The sequence below is a fragment of the Nodosilinea sp. AN01ver1 genome, from assembly GCF_050565655.1.
GTDB lineage: Bacteria > Cyanobacteriota > Cyanobacteriia > Phormidesmidales > Phormidesmidaceae > Nodosilinea.
Map to the genome: position 1 here is coordinate 56,914 of NZ_JBNXVS010000029.1, position 19,280 is coordinate 76,193.

Here is a 19,280-nt window from a genome sequence, read left to right on the forward strand (position 1 = left end):
GTCGTTGACGGAAAGTAGGGATATGACTATTGGTTGGTTACTGGCGGCGGAAGCAGGTGGTTTTGGGGTGGATTTCAATATCCTAGAAACCAACCTGATTAATTTGGTCATTATTATTGGCGTGCTGTATTACTTTGGCGGCAAGTTTTTAGGGAAAACCCTATCGACCCGTCAGTCGGCGATTAAAACAGCGATTGTTGAGGCCGAGCAGCGTAAGCAGGAGGCCGCCGCCGCGCTGGCAGAGCAGCAGCAAAAGCTGGCTCAGGCTCAAACAGAAGCTAAAAAGATTTTGGCCGAAGCCCAGACAACAGCAGAGCGCAGTCGCGAGGAGATCCTAAAGCAGTCTCAAATCGACGTAGAACGCATGCGAGCTAATGCCGCTCAAGACCTCAGCTCTCAGGAAGCTCGGGTCATGCGAGAGCTGCAGCAGCGGATTGCGGCCCTGGCCATCGAGCGCAGCGAAGCCGCTCTGCCGGATCGGCTGAACGAGGATTTGCAGCGGCGTCTGGTGGATTCCAGTATTGCCTCGCTTAAAGGAGAATAGCCATGAACGACACAACGCTGAGTTCTGAAATTGCTGGTCCCTACGCCAAGGCTCTGATGTCGGTGGCTGATGACAACAACGCTGCTGATCAGGTAGGTGGCGAAGTCGCCAATCTTCTGGAGGTGTTGGCCAGTTCTGATGAGCTAATTGGGTTTTTGGCCAACCCGCTGATGGCTCCCGATTCTAAAAAAGAAGTGCTGCGCCAGATTGCTGAAGGAAACGTGAGCGGCTTCTTGCTGAACTTTCTGATGCTGCTGGTCGATAGGGGTCGAATCGCCTTTCTGCAGCCCGTGCTTCAGCAGTACCAAGCCCTGCTGAGAGAGCGGAACCAAACGGTTTTGGCCGATGTGACCTCTGCTGTCGAGCTTAGCGACGATCAGCAGAACGCGATTCGCGATCGCGTTAAAACCATGACTGGGGCCAACAGTGTCGAGCTATCGATCCAGATTGACCCAGCCCTGATTGGGGGACTGATCATTAAGGTTGGCTCTCAGGTGATCGACGCCAGCCTCCGAGGGCAGCTGCGTCGTATCGGTATGCAGCTAGCGGCTACCGCCTAGCCCCATTGCTTGAGTTTGCCCCCAGGGGCAGTTTCTCTGACGTCTCGTGTTTATGTAGGTTTATCCAGAGCAAGTCCTATGGTTAGTATCAGACCTGACGAAATTAGCAGCATTATTAAGCAGCAAATCGAGCAGTACAACCAGGAGGTCAAGGTCTCCAATGTGGGTACGGTGCTGCAGGTGGGTGACGGTATTGCCCGCATCTACGGCCTCGAAACCGCTATGTCTGGCGAGCTGCTGGAGTTTGAAGACGGCACCGTGGGGATTGCCCTCAACCTGGAAGAAGACAACGTGGGCGCGGTGCTGATGGGCGACGGCATCAACATCAAAGAGGGCAGCGCCGTTACCGCCACTGGCAAAATTGCGTCGGTTCCGGTTGGTGAGGCCATGCTGGGCCGCGTCGTAGACGCTCTGGCTCGCCCCATTGACGGCAAGGGTGATGTGCAAACCACCGAAACCCGTCTGATTGAATCGCCTGCCCCCGGCATTATTGCCCGTAAGTCGGTGTATGAGCCGCTGCAGACCGGCATCACCGCTATCGACGCCATGATTCCCATCGGTCGTGGGCAGCGTGAGCTGATCATCGGTGACCGCCAAACCGGTAAGACTGCGATCGCGATCGATACCATTCTCAACCAAAAGTCCGAGGACGTAGTGTGCGTCTACGTGGCCATTGGTCAGAAGGCGGCTTCGGTGGCTCAAATTGTCGACGTGCTGCGCGAGCGCGGTGCCCTCGACTACACCATTGTGGTGGCGGCCAACGCCAACGACCCCGCCCCGCTTCAGTATCTAGCCCCCTACACCGGCGCTAGCCTGGCTGAGTACTTCATGTACAAGGGCAAAGCTACCCTGATCATCTACGATGACCTCACCAAGCAGGCCCAGGCCTACCGCCAGATGTCGCTGCTGCTGCGTCGTCCGCCCGGTCGTGAAGCTTACCCTGGCGATGTGTTCTACCTGCACTCTCGCCTGCTAGAGCGGGCCGCTAAGCTCAGCCCCGAGCTGGGCGAAGGCAGCATGACCGCCCTGCCCGTAATTGAAACCCAGGCCGGTGACGTGTCGGCCTACATTCCCACCAACGTGATTTCCATCACCGACGGTCAAATCTTCCTTTCCTCTGACCTGTTTAACTCGGGTCTGCGCCCCGCCATTAATGCCGGTATTTCGGTATCGCGGGTAGGCTCTGCGGCCCAGATCAAGGCGATGAAGCAGGTAGCTGGTAAGGTGAAGCTTGAACTGGCTCAGTTCGACGAGCTACAGGCGTTTTCGCAGTTTGCCTCTGACCTGGACGCTGCAACCCAGAAGCAGCTGGCCCGTGGTACGCGCCTGCGCGAACTGCTCAAGCAGCCTCAGTACTCTCCCTTACCGGTGGAAGAGCAGGTAGCGATCATTTACGCCGGCATCAACGGCTACATGGATGAGGTGCCCGTGGATCAGGTGACGGCTTTTGCCAAGTCTTTGCGCGACTACCTCCGCAACAGCAAGCCCAAGTTTGGCGAACTGATTCGCAGCGAGAAGAAGCTCGGTGACGAAAGCGAAGCCATCCTCAAGGACGCGATCGCTGAAGCGAAGCAAGCCTTTATGGCAGCCGTCTAAATCTCCTGTTTTGGTCGGGGTGGGGCTCAGGCAACACCCCGGCTCTCGACGACCCTTAGGGATCCACTATGCCTAACCTAAAAGCGATTCGAGACCGCATTAAGTCTGTTAAAAATACTCGCAAGATTACTGAAGCGATGCGCCTGGTGGCGGCGGCTAAGGTGCGTCGCGCTCAGGAGCAGGTGATTGCCACCCGACCCTTTGCCGATCGCCTGGCTCAGGTGCTCTACGGCCTGCAAAGCCGACTCCGGTTTGAGGAGGCCGATCTGCCTCTGCTGAAGCAGCGCGACGTTCAAACCGTGGCTCTGCTGGTCATCTCCGGCGATCGCGGCCTTTGCGGCGGCTACAATACCAACGTCATCCGCCGGGCCGAAATCCGGGCTCAGGAGCTGGCGGCTGAGGGCTTAAACTACAAGTTTGTGATTGTGGGCCGTAAGGCTAACCAATACTTTAAGCGCCGCGACCAGCCCATCGAGTCCAGCTTTATCGGTATGGAGCAAATCCCAACCGCCGCTGAAGCTTCGACGATCGCAGACGAGTTGCTGTCACTGTTTCTCTCCGACGAAGTCGATCGCGTTGAGCTGATTTACACCCGGTTTGTGTCGCTGGTCAGCTCTCGACCAGTCATTCAAACGCTGCTGCCCCTCGATCCTCAGGGTCTAGAGGTATCGGATGACGAAATTTTCCGGCTTACAACCCGGGGTGGTGTCTTCCAGGTAGAGCGCGAGAAGGTGACTGGGCCAGCTCCAACGGAATTTCCCCAGGACATGATTTTCGAGCAGGATCCGGTGCAGATTCTAGATGCGCTGCTGCCCCTGTACCTAAATAATCAAATTCTGCGGGCGCTGCAGGAGTCGGCGGCAAGCGAACTGGCTGCCCGCATGACGGCCATGAACAACGCCAGCGACAACGCGAAGGAACTGGCTAAGACCCTCAACCTGACCTACAACAAGGCGCGTCAGGCCGCTATTACCCAGGAAATTCTGGAAGTGGTAGCCGGGGCTAACTCTCTGTAAGTCTGGAAACAACCTACATTCACAATTTAAAAGCCCGTCACAGGTGTGACGGGCTTTTCTTTTTGGGGCCGATTCTTTAGCCGTGGCGCTTTTGGTGCCAGGCCCAGGCGTGGGTCAAAATGGTGTCAATATCGGCGTACTGCGGGTTCCAGCCCAGTATGCTGCGGGCGCGATCGCTGCTTCCCACCAGCGCTGGCGGGTCGCCGGGGCGGCGTTCAACTTCCACCACCGGGATGCTCTTACCCGTGACTCGTACCGCCGCGTCAATTACCTCTCGCACCGAGAAACCGCTGCCGTTGCCCAGGTTAAAGACGTTACTCTCGCCACCGTTGAGCAGGTATTCCAGGCCCAAAATGTGGGCATCGGCCAGGTCGCACACGTGGATGTAGTCGCGGACGCAGGTGCCGTCGGCGGTGGGGTAGTCGGTGCCAAAAACGCTAATTGACTCTCGTTTGCCCAAGGCCGTTTGCAGCACCAGGGGAATCAGGTGGGTTTCGGGGTTGTGGTCTTCGCCCAAGAGCCCGTTGGGGTGGGCACCGGCCGCATTGAAATAGCGAAAGCGCACCGATCGCAAATTGTAGGCTTTGTCGTAGTCGGTTAGAATGCGCTCCACCATCAGCTTGGTGGCACCATAAGGGTTGATTGGGTTTTGGGGGTGGGTTTCGGTCATCGGCATTTCCTGGGGCACACCGTAGGTGGCGCAGGTCGAAGAAAATACGAAGTTTTTGACCCCGGCTTCTACCATGGCATCAAGCAGCGATAGGGTGCCCACCACGTTGTTTTCATAGTATTTGGCCGGATCGCTGACCGACTCACCCACGTAGGCATAGGCCGAAAAGTGCATGGCCGCGCTGATGTCGTAGCGGTTAAAGATTGACTTGAGCAGCGCTTTGTCGAGGGTGCTGCCCTCAATTAGTTCGGTTTTTAGCACATTCTCCACTAGGTCACGATGGCCGTAGACCAGGTTATCGAGAATCAAAACCCGGTAGCCCGCTTCCTGGAGGGCCATCACCGCATGGCTGCCGATGTAGCCAGCCCCTCCGGTAACCAGGATAGTTTTTGTATCAGCTGTCATAGGAATTATCTCTAGGGTGTTCAGTACTAGCTAAGCCACAGCCCCAAGGTGGTGCTGGCTGAGTGATGTCATTTTAGCTTTAGCCCCAGACCCACCCCGATGTCTAACGGTAGAGTCACCAACTTTTTATCTCTTGGCAAGGTTGTCTTACAGAAAGAAAACGCTGTGAATTAACGGGTCTGGTGCCGCCCTGACCCCGCTTAAATAAGTTTTAACCAAAGCTTACCGCCCGCTTAGTCCTCCCATGAAGCTTTGCCGTGCGTAATGGCCGAAGATAGCCCCGTAGCAATCGCTACAGGATGTAACCCCCAAGTGTTATCTATGGCTGACTTCACGCTCCAACTCTTTCACGCGGCTGATCAAGAGGGTAATATTTCTGCCCTGGATGATGCTCCTCGATTTTCGGCTGTATTAAACGCCCTAAAGAACCAAGATATTGATGGTGACGGTGTCGCTGGCTTTGCCAATACCCTGGTTTTGTCCTCTGGAGACGCCTATATTCCCGGTGTATTCTTCAGTGCCAGCGGCGAGGCGTTTGGTGGGGCTGGGCGAGGCGATATTTTAATTCAAAATGCGCTGGGCTTTCAGGCGATCGCCTTCGGCAACCATGAATTCGACCAGGGCACGGCCCTGGTCGCCGACTTGATTGGAGCTAGCGAAGACGATCTGACCACTGAAATCGACGAGTCGTTTGCGGGCACAGCATTTCCCTACCTGAGCAGCAACCTCGACTTTAGTACCGACGCCAACCTGGCTGGTCTGGTCGTGCCCGATGCCCAGGCACCGCAGCCCAAGGGCATTGCTGCCTCAACGGTAATTGAGGTCAACGGTGAAAGAATTGGGGTAGTCGGGGCCACGACCCCGACCATCAGCAACGTTAATGTCCGTATTTCCAGCCCGGGCGATGTCACGGTGCTGCCCCAGCCCTTCGATAGCACCCCCACGCCGGAGCAGCTCGATGCGCTAGCGGCTGAAATTCAGGCCGACGTCGATGCCCTGCTAGCCACCAACCCCGACATCGACAAAGTTGTGCTGCTGGCTCACATGCAGCAGATTGCCATTGAACAAGAGCTGGCCCAGCGGCTGTCGAACGTAGATATTATTGTTGCCGGTGGGTCAAATACCCGGCTGCTTGACGAAACCGATCGCCTCCGCGCGGGTGATACTGACCAGGGAGTCTATCCTATCGTTCAAACTGGGGCTGATGGCAACCCCGTCGCGGTGGTCAACACCGACGGTAACTACAAGTACGTCGGTCGCCTGGTGATCGACTTTGACGAAAACGGGGTGCTGCTGCCGGAGAGCTACGACCCAACCATCAGCGGGGCCTACGCCACCGATGAACAGGGCGTTGCTGATGTCAGTGGCCAGGGATTGGCCGATCCCCAGATTGTGGCGATTACCAATGCATTACGCGAGGTCATTATTGCCACGGAGAGCAATGTCTTTGGCGTCAGCGACGTCTTTTTGGAGGGGCGGCGCGGCGCGGTTCGTAGCGAAGAAACCAACCTGGGCAACTTAACCGCCGACGCCAATCTGGCCGTTGCGCGCGAGGTTGACCCCACCACCGTCATTTCGCTCAAGAATGGCGGCGGCATTCGCAACCCAATTGGTCAAGTGGTCGTGCCAGCGGGCGGCACCGGGGATGCTGAACTCTTGCCCAACGAAGAAATTCCTGGGGTGAAGCCAGCGGGCGGCATTTCTCAGACTGATATTGAGAACACGCTGCAGTTTAACAACGAGCTATCGCTGATTACCGTGACCGCCGCAGAGCTTCTAGCGCTGGTTGAACACGGCATCTCGGGAGTCGTCGCAGACGACAGCGCCACGCCTGGAGCCTTTCCTCAAATTGGTGGGTTCTCCTTTAGCTTTGATGCCACGGCTGCACCGGGCGATCGCGTTCAGTCCCTGGCGATCGAGGCTGAAGACGGCACCGATATCGATGTCGTGGTCCAAAACGGCGAGATTGTCGGTGACCCCAGCCGCACCTTCCGCATGGTGACGCTGAGCTTTTTGGCTGACGGTGGCGACGGCTATCCTTTCCCCACCGAGGCAGGGGCTAACCGCGTCGATCTGGTCGATGAAACTGCGCCTGCCACGGGCGATGCCACCTTCGCTGCCGATTTTTCGGAGCAGGATGCCCTGGCCGAGTATCTGTTCGACAACTTCGGGACAGAAACCCCCTTTGCCGCCGCTGAGACCGATCGCAGTCTAGATACCCGGGTTCAAAACCTGGCCTTCCGCAGCGATTCCGTCATTGACGACAGCACGGGTGAACCTACCCCGCCGCCCGATTTCTCCGGTGGTTTCGACGGCCCCTTCACCCAAATTGGCCGACTAGAACTCGAAGACGGAGCCGAGATCAGTGCCTACGATGCCGACTCTCAAAGGCTCTTTGTAGTTTCTGGCGAGCCCACGCTGCAGGTCGTCGACCTCAGCGACCCCACCGTACCGATCGCGCTGCCGCCGATCGACTTGAGCGCGTTCGGCGGCAGCATCAACAGCGTTGCGGTCAGCAATGGTATTTTGGCCGTCGCCATCGCCGCTGACCCAGCCACCGACAACGGTAGCGTCGTCTTCCTCGACGCCGATGGCACAGTGCTGAACAGCGTCACCATAGGAGCCCTGCCCGATATGCTGACCTTCACCCCCGACGGCACCAAAGTTCTGGTGGCCAACGAAGGTGAGCCCAATGCTGACTACACTATCGATCCTGAAGGTTCGATTAGCATTATCGACCTCAGCAATGGCGTAGCCAATGCCACGATCGCAACCGCCGGGTTCACGCAGTTTAACGATCGCGCCGACGAGCTAAAGGCGGCTGGCGTGAAGCTGTTTGGCCTGAACGCTACGGTCGCCCAAGACGTTGAGCCAGAGTACATTGCGGTTTCGCCCGATGGCACCACCGCCTGGGCCACGCTGCAGGAGAGCAACGCCTTTGCCCTGGTAGATATCGCCAGCGCCACCGTGACCGATATCCTGCCCCTGGGCTTTAAGGACTACAGCCGTGGGCCTAAGCTCGATGTCAGCAACGAGGATGGCGGCATTAATTTGCAAAACTGGCCCGTGTTTGGCGTTTACCAGCCCGATGCGATCGCCAGCTACACCGTCAATGGCATGACCTACTACGTCACCGCCAACGAGGGCGATGCTCGCATTCGCCCCGACGGTGACCTGGAAGATGAAGCAGGCAATGTCATTGCTGAGGAAGGTATTTTCTTCAACGAAGAAGCCCGGATTGCCGATGTGGTGCTTGACCCCACCGCCTTCCCCAATGCAAATGTCTTGCAGCTAGACGAAAATCTAGGCCGCCTCAACATTACGACGGCGCTGGGCGATACCGATGGCGACGGCGACTTCGACGAGCTCTACAGCTTTGGCGGTCGCTCTTTCAGCATCTGGGATCAAACCGGCAACCTCGTATTCGATAGCGGCGACGACATGGCCAACATCACCGCGCAACTCACCCCAGAGCTCTTCAACGCCAACGAGGGCGACCCGGCGGAGTTCGACCAGCGCTCCGACGACAAGGGGGCCGAACCCGAGGCACTGACCGTTGCTCAGGTGGGCGATAAGACCTACGCTTTTGTTGGCCTTGAGCGGGCTGGTGGGGGCGTCTTGATCTATGACATCAGCAACCCCTCTGCCCCCACCTTTGAGCAGTACATTCGGGACGATCGCGACATTGCCCCTGAAGGTTTAGCCTTTATTGCCTCAGCAGACAGCCCCAACGGCAACCCGCTGCTGGTGGTGGCAAACGAAGTCAGCGGCACCATCACGATATTTGAAACCGATGCCCCAGGGGAACCTGAGCCCGAAGTGCCTGGCGTATTGCTCGACCTGCGCGACATTACCGGCGACGTGTCCACCACCTTTACGGTGAATCGAGAGGCCGCCTTCGACAACTTCGTGGGTTTCTACCGGGTGAGCGACACTAACGGCGGCATCGACATCGACGGCAACGGAACGGCTGACGTTACGCCTGGCCAGGCCGGTTACACCAAGGCGGCTCTGGATGCTCGCGCGGAGTCTGTAGCGTTGACTACGGCTAACCTGAGCGAGTCTGTCTTTGAGGCAGACGTGGCTGGGGGCAACCTTTACGCGCCTTTCCTGATTGTCAATGGCACTCCAGACGGCTTCAATGCCAGTCGGGTGTACTTTGCCTTTGGGGCCGCCAACCCCGATGGCGTTGAGCACGTGCGGGTTGCGGATGGAGCAATTGGGTTTGAAGACCAGTTTGGCGGCGGCGATAACGACTTCAACGACTTGGTTGTCGCAGTTGGGTCGCTAGCCTAGACATTAATGCAGTCGGCGGGAATGGTTCATTCTTGAACCATTCCCGCCGCTTATGTCGCTTTTTGTCGTGTCGATATTGCGATCGCGGACCCATTCCCCCATCTCGCTTGAGGGATTAAACCTGCTGCGATCGCAGGTTTGAACCCCAACGGGCAAACACTAGCTGTAGCCAAAACAACTAAACAACAAAATCTCAAAAAAGCTCAAGATAACGTTATGAAAAGCAAGCAATTTTAGTCATCTTAATTAAGTTTAGACGTAGACTAGTTTACCTCTAGGTATAAGTTGCTTTATCTCAGCGCTGAGGCTCGGCCCCATAGGCCGCCCAGAACCGCCGCCTATCCAGTAAGTACCCTACAGATAACCCGTAGAAGCCATCTATACAAGGATCTGAGAACTCGGGCTGAATCAAAATCTTTACGTCCATTTAGAGCTGGCATGAACCTAACCGGCCTGATTAGACGGTATTTTACTAACTAGATTGCTGATGACTTTTTGATGGCCAAAGGGCAATATTGTTGTAGAGGCTTTAGGCCCCCTTCAAAAGTCACCTTTAATGAAATCCTTTCCCACTATTGATGCCAGCCAGCTGCTTGACTTTAATACCGCTGCACTAGCCGTTCTGACCTACCTTCACGACCGACTCGGGTTTGATTTGTGGATGGTTACCCGCACCGAGGGCAACGATTGGATTGTCCTGCAGGCCAACGATCAGGGCTACGGGGTAAAAGCAGGAGACGTCTTTAGCTGGACTGATTCATTTTGTTCACGCATGATCCAAGGCGAAGGGCCGCGCATTGCTCCCTGTTCTGACGACGTAGCGGCCTACCTCCAAGCGCCCATTGGTCAACAGGTCAAAATTGGAGCCTACGTAGGGGTTCCCCTTGTCAACGAAGATGGCAGTCTGTTTGGCACGCTGTGCGCTATCGATCCAGCCCCGCAGCCTCCCGCTATTCAGCAAGAACTACCCCTGGTTGAACTGCTGGCCCAGCTGCTTAGCCGTATCCTTCACGCCGATACCAAAGCTGCCGAGCAGGCTCGCCTAGCCGAACGACTGCAAACTGAGGCCCTCACAGACGTGCTAACCGGGCTTTACAACCGCCGCGGTTGGGATCAGCTGCTCGATAGCGAAGAAGAACGCTGCACCATCTACGGCTATCCGGCCTGTATTGTCGTTATCGATATAGATGGGTTGAAAACCATTAACGACAGCCAGGGCCACGCCGCCGGAGATCACCTACTGCAGCAGACTGCCGCTGTGCTGCGGCAGATCACCCGCAAGCAAGATATCGTCGCTCGCATTGGCGGCGATGAGTTTGCCATGCTCTGTGTTGAATGCTCCTTAGACGAAGGTGAGCATCTGAAAACCCGTTTAGAGCAGGTTCTAGCCGCTAGCGAGCTACAGGCTTCGGTGGGCATTGCCGGACGCCATCCAAGTCAGGGGCTGCGATGGGCCTGGGCCAACGCCGATCTCGCTATGTACGGCTTCAAACGCCTTCGCCAAGCCGTCTCTCCTTAGTGGGAGATCTCATGGATGTGACTGTTGCAGAGTGTCCCAATCGGTTTAGAATAGCTGAAGGCTGTAGCAGTTAAGGCCCATCTGCCCAGGTATCTTGCCTGAAGCTCTTGCCCAAAACTGACGGCCAAAAAAATCGCAACTCGGTTTGACAAGGGGTTCCCCTTTATCTATACTGAGGAGTGTTGAAAAGCCAGGCCCCCATCGTCTAGAGGCCTAGGACACCTCCCTTTCACGGAGGCGACGGGGATTCGAATTCCCCTGGGGGTATATCTCACAACACACGAAGCAATCAGCCCTGTAGCGCCCAAAAGCCTACAGGGCTTGCTTTTAGAGTAGCGTTTAGAAATGTGTATTAACCCTAATGCACCCTGATTAACCCTGATTGACCCTCTTTTTTTAGGCCACATTTTAGGCACGAGGTTTGGACATGGATTTTGAAGACGTTCTAGCCTGGTCTGCTTTAACAGCTGCGCTGCTGATGCTGGCGGTATCTCTCACCATACTGGTGCTGATTTTGTTCGGCTTCATCACAGTTTTGCCCTGCGACGATAGTTGCCAGTACGCCCCTATGATCTGGCCTCTGCCTGGTGGGGGCTTCAGTATTGGCTGACATCAGCGGGAAATTGCGCCAGGTGAATGGCCGCCTCAAGGCCAGTAAGGTAGGGGTCACTGTTGAGCAGCACGGGGGCGTACTGCGACTTCGCGCCACCCTGCCACCGAAGCCAGGCAGCACGGCCAAGGAACCCAGCCAGCAGCGCATCAGCCTGGGGCTGCCAGCGAACCCTGACGGCCTACGGCGGGCCGAAAAGGAGGCGCGGCTGCTGGGGGCACAATTGGCGGCCAGAGAATTTGATTGGGAGCGGTGGGGCGTTTCGGGGGCATCTGTACCCACATGGAGCTGTGAGGCTGCAATAGAGGCATTTCGGGCCGCTTACTTCGCTGCCGGTGGCACTGCCGACACGTGGGAGGGGGATTATTTCAAACCGCTGCGTAAGTTGCCCCCAGGGGCCACGGTAGAACCGGAGGTGCTGCGCCATCTGGTGGAGGACACCGCGCCCAACAGCCGATCGCGGGTTCGGGTTTGCGTGGCGGCGGCGGCCCTGGCCAAGTTTGCCGGGGTGGAGTTCGACGCTAGCCCCTACCGGGGGAACTACAGCCCCACTAAGGTGGCCCCGCGAGACTTGCCCACCGACGCGGCGATCGTCGAGGCCAGGAATTCTGTACAAAACCCGGCGTGGCGGTGGGTGTTTGGCATGATGGCGACCTATGGCCTGCGAAACCACGAAGTGTTCCACGTTGACCTGAGCAGCTTCCCTCGGGTGAAGGTGCGCGAGACGACGAAAACGGGGGCCAGGGAGGTGTGGCCCTGCTACCCAGAATGGGCGGAAGAATGGGGGCTGATTAACCCCATCTTTCCGCCCGTTGATTTGAACCGGAGCAACCAGAAGATCGGGCATTCGGTTTCGAAGTATTTAAGCCCCAGGCTGGCGTTTGTGCCCTATGACTTGCGCCACGCCTGGGCTATTCGTACGCTGCTGTTTGGCTGGCCGGTGGAGCTAAGCGCTCGACAGATGGGCCATAGCGTGGATGTTCACACTCGCACGTACCAGCGGTGGATCAGCTCTCAGCAGATTGAGATGGTGTATCGCCTGCTGGTGGAGCGGAGCGATCGGCCTCGACCGCCGGAGTCCAAAGAGTCCCAGCTTTGAGCTTTTCTTCAACGCCCGGCGGGTATTCGTTGATCCAAATCCCTTGGGTACCCTCAAGGCTTTTTCTAAGGCTTGCCATAAACTCGGGGGCTTGAACACGGGCGACAAAGTTTCTGTATTTGTCGTCTCCGGTGACCGCGATGGCCGCCAGCTCTACCCCAAGCTCAGGAGGGGTTAGGCGAAGGGCTCTTTCGACGCGATCGCACATTCCAGCGTCGTTTTGGTCAACCCAAATCTCTAATCTGTACACGCTTAAGCCTCCATCAGCTTCTGAATTTTCTTGACGTGCCAGCGGTAGGTGGGCCGCCAGGCGTTGGGGTTGAGAACGCGGTAGTGGGTGCCACGCTTGAAGATGGTATCGCGGTTCTCTCGCAGGTACTTGGCAGAGCAGCCCAGCTCGGCGGCGGCCTCGGTGGTGGGGAGCCACACGCGGGTGACGGTTTTCTTAGCCATCGACTTTTTGCCCCCACTCTTCGACCAGGCGGCCCAGCATGAGCCACTGTTCATCTGTGGTCAGCGTTCCGAACATCTCTTCAGCTTCGGCCAGACGATCAGCCCAGACCTTAGACACTGGCTCTGGTTGGGGGCGAACGACTAACTGAAAGGTGCCTTTTGAACTTTCGCTGGTGATCATGAACGGCGACGCCTGAGCCTTCGGTACGAGCCACCCTTCAGCCAGGCCCTGGGCGATGGTCTCGGCATCGGCGGCGGGTTTGCAGATGGGGAGGCCGTTTGGCGTGTGATTGGCCTCTGTGGGGTTTTGTACGTTATCGGTTTTGTTTAGCTGGCGGGCTATCTCTTTTAGATGCTCGGCCAGGTGCAGGGGAACGCGGATCGCCGTTGTGGGGCAATTCCACTCAGATGGTCTACCCATGGTCGCAATCCTCCCCAAGGAGCCATTCGGCATCGTGACGGAATTTGTACTGCCTCCAGGGGGAAAGGCCCTGGTTTAGCAGGTATGGCGACCACACCCAATCAAGAGAGGCGTCAAAGAATATCCCGTAGACATCCCATTCAAGCGTCAGTAGCAGGTAGGGCAAATGGCCCTGAAGAATACAGCTCAGCCATCTACCCATCGATCGCACCTCCCAGCAGCGATAACTGCCCATCTCGCTCGCGTTTGGCCTGGCGGTTGGCCTCACGGTAGGGGGCATCGTGGCGCAAATGGCAGACGGAGCACAGCGCCCGCAGGTTGCTGGGGTCGTTATTACTCGGGTCTTGGTCAAGGTGGGCCACGGTGAGGACGAATCGCCCAGGGGCGTCGCAAATAGTGGAGACGGCGGTGTGGTTCACCCAGTCAAGCTCTGGCCAGTCCTCGCCTTCCATTCGCACGACAAACTCAAACAGTGACTCATCGGGTTTGCGGCAGGGTCGGCCACAGTGCTGACAGTGCCAGCGAGCAACCTCTTTCACCGCTATGGCGATCGCCTCCCAGTTTTCGGGGTAACGGCTTCTATCCATTGGCATCGCTGCTCACCTCCAGAATCTTCACTTCAGTAGGGCTGTAGGAGCGGGTGATCATCCAGCCTTCGCGCTTCACTTCGGCCTTTCCATCCAGGTGGGCTACAACCCAGGCGATCACCCCATCGAATCGACCGGCTTTAATCTCGACCTTCGCGCCGATGGGTGGGAGGTCTATAGATGGTTCTGACTCGGAGCATAGAGATTCATCTTGCTTATTTCCTCTCTTAGGAAGTTGGTCGGTCGGGTTGGTCAGGTTGGATCGTGTGCCAGTCGAGTGGACAGTTTCAGTTTTCGTAGAGTCGTTTTCTTGAGGTTGGTCAGGGGGTTGGTCACTAGGTTGGTCACTAGGTTGGTCACCTTGATTTACGGAGGTTTCACCCTCATTGATCCAACCTGACCAACCTTCATCATCAAACTTTGGATTTATCCAATATCTAGGCCGCCTTCCATTGACCAACCTCCTGACCGTCCTCCACCCGTTGACCCTTAAAAGGTTGGCCACCCTCATTTCTTCGCGCTTGCCCTGCCGGTCGAAGGGCAGCTGTAGCCCTATAGTCAACACGTCGGCGGCGGTGACTTCCTTGAAGTCTTCGGCGTAGTCGAGCACCTTCTTTTCCCACGGGTCGGTGGTGATGTAGTTCGCCGCATCCTCCATTGCCGCCTGGCGTAGCTCTGATGGCAGCTCCCACCGTTCGCCGCTGCGGAAGGCGTGAACCACAGCAGCCCAGATGCGATCGCGCTCGACGGCCAGCTGCTGCAAGGGCACCATCGGAATCTCGACCGGAATCACCCAGTAGCGCCGGTTGCCGGTGGCGTCGGCTAGAAACTCGGTTTCGTTGGTGCTGCCCACGATGATGCTGGGGCGTTTAAACTCCTGCACCGATCGCCCGTAGGGGGGCCGCACCTGGTCGGTTTGGGTGGTGATGAATGCCTTCACCGCGCTGATGTCCTTCCGCTTAAAGACGGCCTCAAGCTCGGCCCACTCGATAAACCAGCTCTGGTGAAGCTTCAGGCGCTCGTCTTTGTCGCTGCTGCTGCCTACGGTGTCGTCGAACCACTCTTCCCCTGCGAGCACCTTCCAAAAACTCGATTTGCCCACGCCCTGGCCCCCAGACAGGATGCAGACCGTATCGACCTTGCACCCTGGCCAGAAGGCGCGGGCCACGGCAGAGATCAGTGTTTTGCGCAGGTAGACGCGGTGCAGCTCGGTGGTGGTGCCCAGGTAGGTCTCGCCCAGGCTATCCAGCAGCTCGCTGTCGGCGGGGTAGAGCTTGGCGCAGTGGTTGAGGTATTCAGCCACGGGTGAAAAGCTTTGCTGGCGGGCGATGTGGCTACAAATGGTGGTGCAGTCCACATCGGGCAGCTGAATATTGTACGAAAGGGCGAGCTGTAGGCGTAGCTGGTCAAAGTCGCAGGGGTCGCCGTCGAGTTCCACCTGGGCTTTTAGCTCATTCCACCGCAGACGGCCCTTGAGGCGGTCAAAGACCATGGTGTAGCGGCGGGCCAGGGCGCAGGGCTCGCCCTCGGGTGCTTCGGTGTCGGCCTCGTCGGCTTCCGCCTTCCACTCCTCCAGTGTGGGGGCGGCGGTGATCCTTTCGGCAACTTTTACCCCAGCAGCGATCGCGTCGTCGATGCCTTTATAGCGGTTGTCCCACTCCACTACGTAGACCATGGCCCCTTTGGCGGCCAGCATTCGCCCCAGGTTGTGCAGTGCTCGCCTCACCTGGCGTTTCTCTACGATGTCTCGGTCAAAGAACAGGTGAAAGACCCGGCCATAGGCACAAAAAAGCTCTAGCTCTGGCCGTAGTCGCCCCAGCTTGCCGCCGGTGGCCACCCCAGGGATGCTGATAGCTGGTATGCCCTTGCTGAGTAGTGCCCCCGCTTTCTTGGCCCCCTCACAGATGGCGATCGCCTGACTGGTGTCGGTGATCAGCTTGCTCCAATAGTCGCTTTCCTCCATTTCGAGAAACAGCGGGGCCAGGGCCTGGCGGCTGGGGCTGAAGTACTTACGGGGCTTTTTGGTCTCTGGGTCGGTGGGTGGTTTGTCTGGCTTGTATTGAGCCCCGGCAAATGTGCGTTCGCCGGTGGTGGGACTGACCCCTGCAACGGCCCATCCTGGTGCCAGCTCGGTGCTGTGCTTCCACCGTTTGTCGGTGTTGCGGTTGAGGAGTTTATCGACCTCGCTGGGGTCGTCTATGATCCAAACGTTGCGGGTTATGATGCCGTCACAAACCCCTGAGTTCTGCCACTCTTGGTTGTGTGCTTCCGTTAAAATTGGTGTAGATTCTGGCATAGTCTATTTCTGATACGGGTACGAATGCGGTGGCGGGGTGATGGCCCGCTTTGCGTCTCACAACAAAAAAGGGGCGGCTCCACTCTCAGGGAGCCGCCCCTTTCTGTTCAGAAACAACCGTCGTCTAGCTCGGCTTCTACTACGCCCTCGTCTGCTGGGGCCAGAAGCGACTGAAACGGTTCTAGTGTTGGGGCATCGGGGTTGAGGCCCTGAGCTTTGAGGAATGATGCGGTTTGGTTCCACTGCTCAGCAGCGGTTTTGATCTTTTCTTCCAGCATTCCTAGGTCACGCTTATAGCGGTAGATGCGGCTATACAGATCGTCTGCCGTGCCGCCAGAGCCAGTGTTGAGGGCGATCGCCTTCTCTCGGAGCTGGGCTACTACGTCCTCTGCCGTTTCGCCTTCCTCAAGGTTGGCTCTGAGGCTGATGCGCTCGTTGTTGTAGTCGCCCAGGTTGTAGAGGGCTTGGTATTCGACTTGGGTGATTTTCATAGGGGTGAAGGGGTGAAGGGGTGAAGGGGTGAAGGGGTGAAGGGGTGAAGGGGTGAGCTAAATGGCCCCCATTTCCATCAGCACATCGTGAATCTGCTCGGGGGTGGCCTGGGGGTAGACCCGCCGCACATCTCGCAGGGTGTGGGCCAGGGCGACCAGGGCGGCTTGCTCCTGCACTCCGCACCAGTACCACGGCGCGGCCAGGTGGCTCATTTCGGCGGCTTCGATGCCGTCGTAATAGCAGGGCCACGGTTCTGGATTGGTCTCAAAAGGCAGGCAGCCGTGGATGTTTCTATCCACCAGCAACTGCACCCACCCCAGCAGGGCGCGCCATCGTGGGCAGTGGAGCCACCCCACCACTTCACGGCCCCCACTGTCGAACGCCGGAGCCCCTAACAGCGGGCGGAATGGCGGGAAAAGTTCTATGGGCATTTGCGGTATCTCCAGAGATAGATGACTGAGAGAATACGAAAAGGGGTTGCATTTTGCGATGCAACCCCCTGTAGTCTCTTGAGGTATGCAATATGCATGTCATTTATACTTGCATATTGCATGTGAATGTGCAATGATTGATGACAAGTTGTTTGATTCGGAAGGTGATCCTCCCGTGAAGCAATTACGGATGTTGCTTGGTATGAGCCAGTTTGAGTTCGCAGTGTTGGTGGGAGTTACCCCTTCCACCGTGAGCCGTTGGGAGGACGGTAAAGGCAGGCCGTCTTTTACCCCTGGAGGGTTTAAGCGCTTGCTAGAAGCCTTGGCTCCTTACGGGCTAACACTAAATGACCTGCCCGACGATCTAGGTCGAGCAGGTCAGAGTTAGGAGTTCAGTTCAGTTAGTTAAAGTTGCAAACCCCAGGGGCCACGGTTGGCACTGCAAACCCCTGGGATTACCCCACGAAGGGCATTTCTATTATGTATCGAGATCCGTACACCCTGGCGTCTGCTCACCTTGACAACCAGGCAGCAGACCTGCCCCTGCACCATATCGACCAAGACGACGCGATCGCCACGGCCCAGGCCGTCAGGGTCAATAACCCCGCGATCGGTGCGATGACTGCCCACATCAAAGCGGTTCGCATTCTAGCCGCCACCCAATAACCGTTGCTGAGTTTCGCGCCCCCGGCTCTCCTGGGGGGCGCTTTTTTGTTGTTTAAACCTTTGTCATTGCAACCGCTATGAAAGTCTCAGAGATTCGTTGTCCCAAATGCAATAGCCGCCGTCTCAGAGGAAACATATTAACCGAAGTATGGATTTGCCGTGATTGCTTGCACACTTGGACTACCAAGGATTAGCCATGAACAACAATTGCGAAAGCGCCCAAATAACACTCTCAACAGATGCAGATGGGCGCAGTTGGGAGCACTTTTGGTTAGGGCGAAACTACATCTTCTCCAACCAAATTCCCGACCGCCAGAGCTTCACTACTACTAACCCCGGCGAGGTCATTTATAGCCGTGGTTTATGTCAGTGGAGCGCTCCACCAGCAGGCCAATTTAACAACCAAGCAAACGCTGCCACAGGTGGCATGAGCGATGGTGGTTTTGGCGTTCTGGTGTTGCTCGCCGCCGCTGGTGCTGGCGTCTGGTATTACCTCAACCGAGGCAAACAAACCGACCCCAACTACAGCCCTCACGCTGACTTAGATATCAGCCTGCCTCGTCTGGCCACCACTCCCACCTATGAAGTGGAGTACATCGAGCTAGAGGACGGGGAAGAGCTGCCAGACGGCTATGAGCTGGTAGAGGAGGATGGGGACGACCGCCCAAAGCACCTGGTGGCGCAGGGGAATTCGACCAACGGAATTCCTAGCGTTGAGCCCCTCGAATTCGCACGGAATTCGCACGAATTCGAGGGGAATTCGCAAAGCGGCCATGCGAATTCGCAAAACGGGGTAGATGCGAATTCGCTAGGAATTCCGGGGGTTCCAGCCGATTCGCACGATTGGCCACCTAAACACGCTGCCGCCCCCTGTGACCCACTGCAGCCAGAGCAAGAAGGAGAGTTTGACGTCTACCGAAAGCACGTCGATCAAGACGGCCTCAACCCCAAAGGTAACGACATTATCAAGTCGGTCTGGGGCGTCACCCCAGGCCGTAGCGCTGCCTATGAAGCCGCCCGCCGTCGCCGTGATGAGTTTGCAAAACGCCTCGACTATTACCGCTATGAGGAAATGTAGAAAATGGCAAAACGCAGAGCCCGTAGAATCAATACTGACCAGCGAACCCCTAGCGCAACCAACATCTCAACCGCTATTTCAACCACACCCCCGAGGGTTTCTCCTGAGCGAGTAAATCTAGTTTTAGTGTGTCTAACCATTGCCGGTTTTGCTGCGATCGGCTCTGATTGTTGGATGAGTTGGGAAGGCTTTCGTACCATGCCCGTTGAATGGTGGATAGCCGTAGTTTTAACCACCATTGTTGCCGTTTCTCAGCTGGGATCCGGCGTCATTCAGGCTCTAGGCGGCAACCCATTTACAGGCATTGGTGGCAGTGCCAGCGGTGACGGCATGTGGGGGCTAACATTGCGCGGTTTATATGGCCTCGATATCTTTTCTAATTTCTCTGGTTTCGGCGGTGCTCAGTATTTCAGACCTGGTTGACTGACAAAAGCTGAGTCCAGGTCGCTGGGTGCCCTACTGTGCGGTAGTTTCGGAGATTGGAAGGGAGAAGGGGGAGCCAGCGTTCTAAGCTTAGATACCACTCAAAACCATGAACGCT

The 19,280-nt window shown here is 57.0% G+C and carries 19 protein-coding genes and 1 tRNA gene; 13 read left to right on the top strand and 7 right to left on the bottom strand.

Annotation, left to right across the window (positions count from 1 at the left end; all coding sequences use genetic code 11):
- The first annotated feature begins 22 nt into the window (after positions 1-22).
- The 4 genes from ACQ4N7_RS19910 to ACQ4N7_RS19925 all read left to right on the top strand — a co-directional run bounded on the left by ACQ4N7_RS19910 (position 23) and on the right by ACQ4N7_RS19925 (position 3,716).
- Complete coding sequence (locus ACQ4N7_RS19910) at positions 23-544, top strand: F0F1 ATP synthase subunit B (RefSeq protein ID WP_430713235.1); 522 nt, start codon at positions 23-25, stop codon at positions 542-544.
- Positions 545-546: 2 nt separating this feature from the next.
- Positions 547-1,104, top strand: coding sequence for an ATP synthase F1 subunit delta (gene atpH, locus ACQ4N7_RS19915; RefSeq protein WP_430713236.1), 558 nt, complete (start codon positions 547-549; stop codon positions 1,102-1,104).
- Positions 1,105-1,182: 78 nt separating this feature from the next.
- Complete coding sequence (atpA, locus tag ACQ4N7_RS19920) at positions 1,183-2,700, top strand: F0F1 ATP synthase subunit alpha (protein ID WP_106866406.1); 1,518 nt, start codon at positions 1,183-1,185, stop codon at positions 2,698-2,700.
- A gap of 68 nt (positions 2,701-2,768) precedes the next feature.
- Positions 2,769-3,716, top strand: coding sequence for a F0F1 ATP synthase subunit gamma (locus ACQ4N7_RS19925; protein WP_430713237.1), 948 nt, complete (start codon positions 2,769-2,771; stop codon positions 3,714-3,716).
- Positions 3,717-3,792: 76 nt separating this feature from the next.
- On the opposite strand, the gene galE is transcribed toward ACQ4N7_RS19925, so the two are convergent.
- Positions 3,793-4,791, bottom strand: coding sequence for a UDP-glucose 4-epimerase GalE (galE, locus tag ACQ4N7_RS19930; RefSeq protein ID WP_430713238.1), 999 nt, complete (start codon positions 4,789-4,791; stop codon positions 3,793-3,795).
- A 312-nt stretch (positions 4,792-5,103) separates the two neighbouring features.
- Here galE and ACQ4N7_RS19935 point away from each other — a divergent pair, with 312 nt between their 5' ends.
- The 5 genes from ACQ4N7_RS19935 (at position 5,104) to ACQ4N7_RS19955 (ending at position 12,315) form a co-directional block, all read left to right on the top strand.
- Positions 5,104-9,087, top strand: coding sequence for a choice-of-anchor I family protein (locus tag ACQ4N7_RS19935; protein ID WP_430713239.1), 3,984 nt, complete (start codon positions 5,104-5,106; stop codon positions 9,085-9,087).
- Between the two features lie 556 nt (positions 9,088-9,643).
- Entirely contained in the window at positions 9,644-10,606 is a 963-nt protein-coding gene (locus ACQ4N7_RS19940) for a sensor domain-containing diguanylate cyclase (RefSeq protein ID WP_430713240.1), read from the top strand.
- Between the two features lie 194 nt (positions 10,607-10,800).
- Positions 10,801-10,873, top strand: a tRNA-Glu gene (locus tag ACQ4N7_RS19945).
- A gap of 160 nt (positions 10,874-11,033) precedes the next feature.
- A complete protein-coding gene (locus ACQ4N7_RS19950) occupies positions 11,034-11,216 on the top strand; it encodes a hypothetical protein (protein WP_430713241.1) in 183 nt (60 codons plus the stop codon).
- Positions 11,209-12,315 (top strand): site-specific integrase, encoded by a 1,107-nt coding sequence (locus ACQ4N7_RS19955; protein ID WP_430713242.1) that lies wholly within the window; start codon positions 11,209-11,211, stop codon positions 12,313-12,315. The genes ACQ4N7_RS19950 and ACQ4N7_RS19955 overlap by 8 nt, the downstream gene beginning before the upstream one ends.
- A 252-nt stretch (positions 12,316-12,567) precedes the next feature.
- On the opposite strand, the gene ACQ4N7_RS19960 is transcribed toward ACQ4N7_RS19955, so the two are convergent.
- The 6 genes from ACQ4N7_RS19960 to ACQ4N7_RS19985 form a co-directional block, all read right to left on the bottom strand.
- Positions 12,568-12,768, bottom strand: a complete 201-nt coding sequence (locus ACQ4N7_RS19960; protein WP_430713243.1) for a DNA-binding protein — start codon at positions 12,766-12,768, stop codon at positions 12,568-12,570.
- Complete coding sequence (locus ACQ4N7_RS19965; RefSeq protein WP_430713244.1) at positions 12,761-13,189, bottom strand: hypothetical protein; 429 nt, start codon at positions 13,187-13,189, stop codon at positions 12,761-12,763. Before ACQ4N7_RS19965 ends, ACQ4N7_RS19960 begins: the two co-directional genes overlap by 8 nt.
- 194 nt (positions 13,190-13,383) lie before the next feature.
- Positions 13,384-13,782, bottom strand: a complete 399-nt coding sequence (locus ACQ4N7_RS19970) for an HNH endonuclease (protein ID WP_430713245.1) — start codon at positions 13,780-13,782, stop codon at positions 13,384-13,386.
- The gene (locus ACQ4N7_RS19975) at positions 13,769-16,072 is read right to left on the bottom strand and encodes a VapE domain-containing protein (protein WP_430713246.1); all 2,304 of its coding nucleotides are present in this window, start codon (positions 16,070-16,072) and stop codon (positions 13,769-13,771) included. The genes ACQ4N7_RS19970 and ACQ4N7_RS19975 overlap by 14 nt, the downstream gene beginning before the upstream one ends.
- A gap of 107 nt (positions 16,073-16,179) precedes the next feature.
- On the bottom strand, positions 16,180-16,563 hold the full coding sequence (locus ACQ4N7_RS19980; RefSeq protein ID WP_430713247.1) for a hypothetical protein: 384 nt from the start codon (positions 16,561-16,563) through the stop codon (positions 16,180-16,182).
- Between the two features lie 57 nt (positions 16,564-16,620).
- Positions 16,621-16,995, bottom strand: a complete 375-nt coding sequence (locus ACQ4N7_RS19985) for a hypothetical protein (RefSeq protein ID WP_430713248.1) — start codon at positions 16,993-16,995, stop codon at positions 16,621-16,623.
- 133 nt (positions 16,996-17,128) lie between these two features.
- Here ACQ4N7_RS19985 and ACQ4N7_RS19990 point away from each other — a divergent pair, with 133 nt between their 5' ends.
- The 4 genes from ACQ4N7_RS19990 to ACQ4N7_RS20005 all read left to right on the top strand — a co-directional run bounded on the left by ACQ4N7_RS19990 (position 17,129) and on the right by ACQ4N7_RS20005 (position 19,162).
- The gene (locus tag ACQ4N7_RS19990; RefSeq protein ID WP_430713249.1) at positions 17,129-17,383 is read left to right on the top strand and encodes a helix-turn-helix domain-containing protein; all 255 of its coding nucleotides are present in this window, start codon (positions 17,129-17,131) and stop codon (positions 17,381-17,383) included.
- Between the two features lie 92 nt (positions 17,384-17,475).
- On the top strand, positions 17,476-17,661 hold the full coding sequence (locus ACQ4N7_RS19995) for a hypothetical protein (protein WP_430713250.1): 186 nt from the start codon (positions 17,476-17,478) through the stop codon (positions 17,659-17,661).
- A 196-nt stretch (positions 17,662-17,857) separates the two neighbouring features.
- Positions 17,858-18,739 (top strand): hypothetical protein, encoded by an 882-nt coding sequence (locus tag ACQ4N7_RS20000; RefSeq protein WP_430713251.1) that lies wholly within the window; start codon positions 17,858-17,860, stop codon positions 18,737-18,739.
- 198 nt (positions 18,740-18,937) lie between these two features.
- The gene (locus ACQ4N7_RS20005; protein ID WP_430713252.1) at positions 18,938-19,162 is read left to right on the top strand and encodes a hypothetical protein; all 225 of its coding nucleotides are present in this window, start codon (positions 18,938-18,940) and stop codon (positions 19,160-19,162) included.
- Positions 19,163-19,280 lie beyond the last annotated feature (118 nt).

Bases quoted from the DNA above. Each gene is read 5' to 3' on its own strand.
- ACQ4N7_RS19910 (WP_430713235.1), top strand. From the start codon at position 23: ATGACTATTGGTTGGTTACTGGCGGCGGAAGCAGGTGGTTTTGGGGTG.
- atpH (WP_430713236.1), top strand. From the start codon at position 547: ATGAACGACACAACGCTGAGTTCTGAAATTGCTGGTCCCTACGCCAAG.
- atpA (WP_106866406.1), top strand. From the start codon at position 1,183: ATGGTTAGTATCAGACCTGACGAAATTAGCAGCATTATTAAGCAGCAA.
- ACQ4N7_RS19925 (WP_430713237.1), top strand. From the start codon at position 2,769: ATGCCTAACCTAAAAGCGATTCGAGACCGCATTAAGTCTGTTAAAAAT.
- galE (WP_430713238.1), bottom strand. From the start codon at position 4,791: ATGACAGCTGATACAAAAACTATCCTGGTTACCGGAGGGGCTGGCTAC.
- ACQ4N7_RS19940 (WP_430713240.1), top strand. From the start codon at position 9,644: ATGAAATCCTTTCCCACTATTGATGCCAGCCAGCTGCTTGACTTTAAT.
- ACQ4N7_RS19950 (WP_430713241.1), top strand. From the start codon at position 11,034: ATGGATTTTGAAGACGTTCTAGCCTGGTCTGCTTTAACAGCTGCGCTG.
- ACQ4N7_RS19960 (WP_430713243.1), bottom strand. From the start codon at position 12,768: ATGGCTAAGAAAACCGTCACCCGCGTGTGGCTCCCCACCACCGAGGCC.
- ACQ4N7_RS19965 (WP_430713244.1), bottom strand. From the start codon at position 13,189: ATGGGTAGACCATCTGAGTGGAATTGCCCCACAACGGCGATCCGCGTT.
- ACQ4N7_RS19970 (WP_430713245.1), bottom strand. From the start codon at position 13,782: ATGCCAATGGATAGAAGCCGTTACCCCGAAAACTGGGAGGCGATCGCC.
- ACQ4N7_RS19975 (WP_430713246.1), bottom strand. From the start codon at position 16,072: ATGCCAGAATCTACACCAATTTTAACGGAAGCACACAACCAAGAGTGG.
- ACQ4N7_RS19980 (WP_430713247.1), bottom strand. From the start codon at position 16,563: ATGAAAATCACCCAAGTCGAATACCAAGCCCTCTACAACCTGGGCGAC.
- ACQ4N7_RS19985 (WP_430713248.1), bottom strand. From the start codon at position 16,995: ATGCCCATAGAACTTTTCCCGCCATTCCGCCCGCTGTTAGGGGCTCCG.
- ACQ4N7_RS19990 (WP_430713249.1), top strand. From the start codon at position 17,129: ATGATTGATGACAAGTTGTTTGATTCGGAAGGTGATCCTCCCGTGAAG.
- ACQ4N7_RS19995 (WP_430713250.1), top strand. From the start codon at position 17,476: ATGTATCGAGATCCGTACACCCTGGCGTCTGCTCACCTTGACAACCAG.
- ACQ4N7_RS20000 (WP_430713251.1), top strand. From the start codon at position 17,858: ATGAACAACAATTGCGAAAGCGCCCAAATAACACTCTCAACAGATGCA.
- ACQ4N7_RS20005 (WP_430713252.1), top strand. From the start codon at position 18,938: ATGCCCGTTGAATGGTGGATAGCCGTAGTTTTAACCACCATTGTTGCC.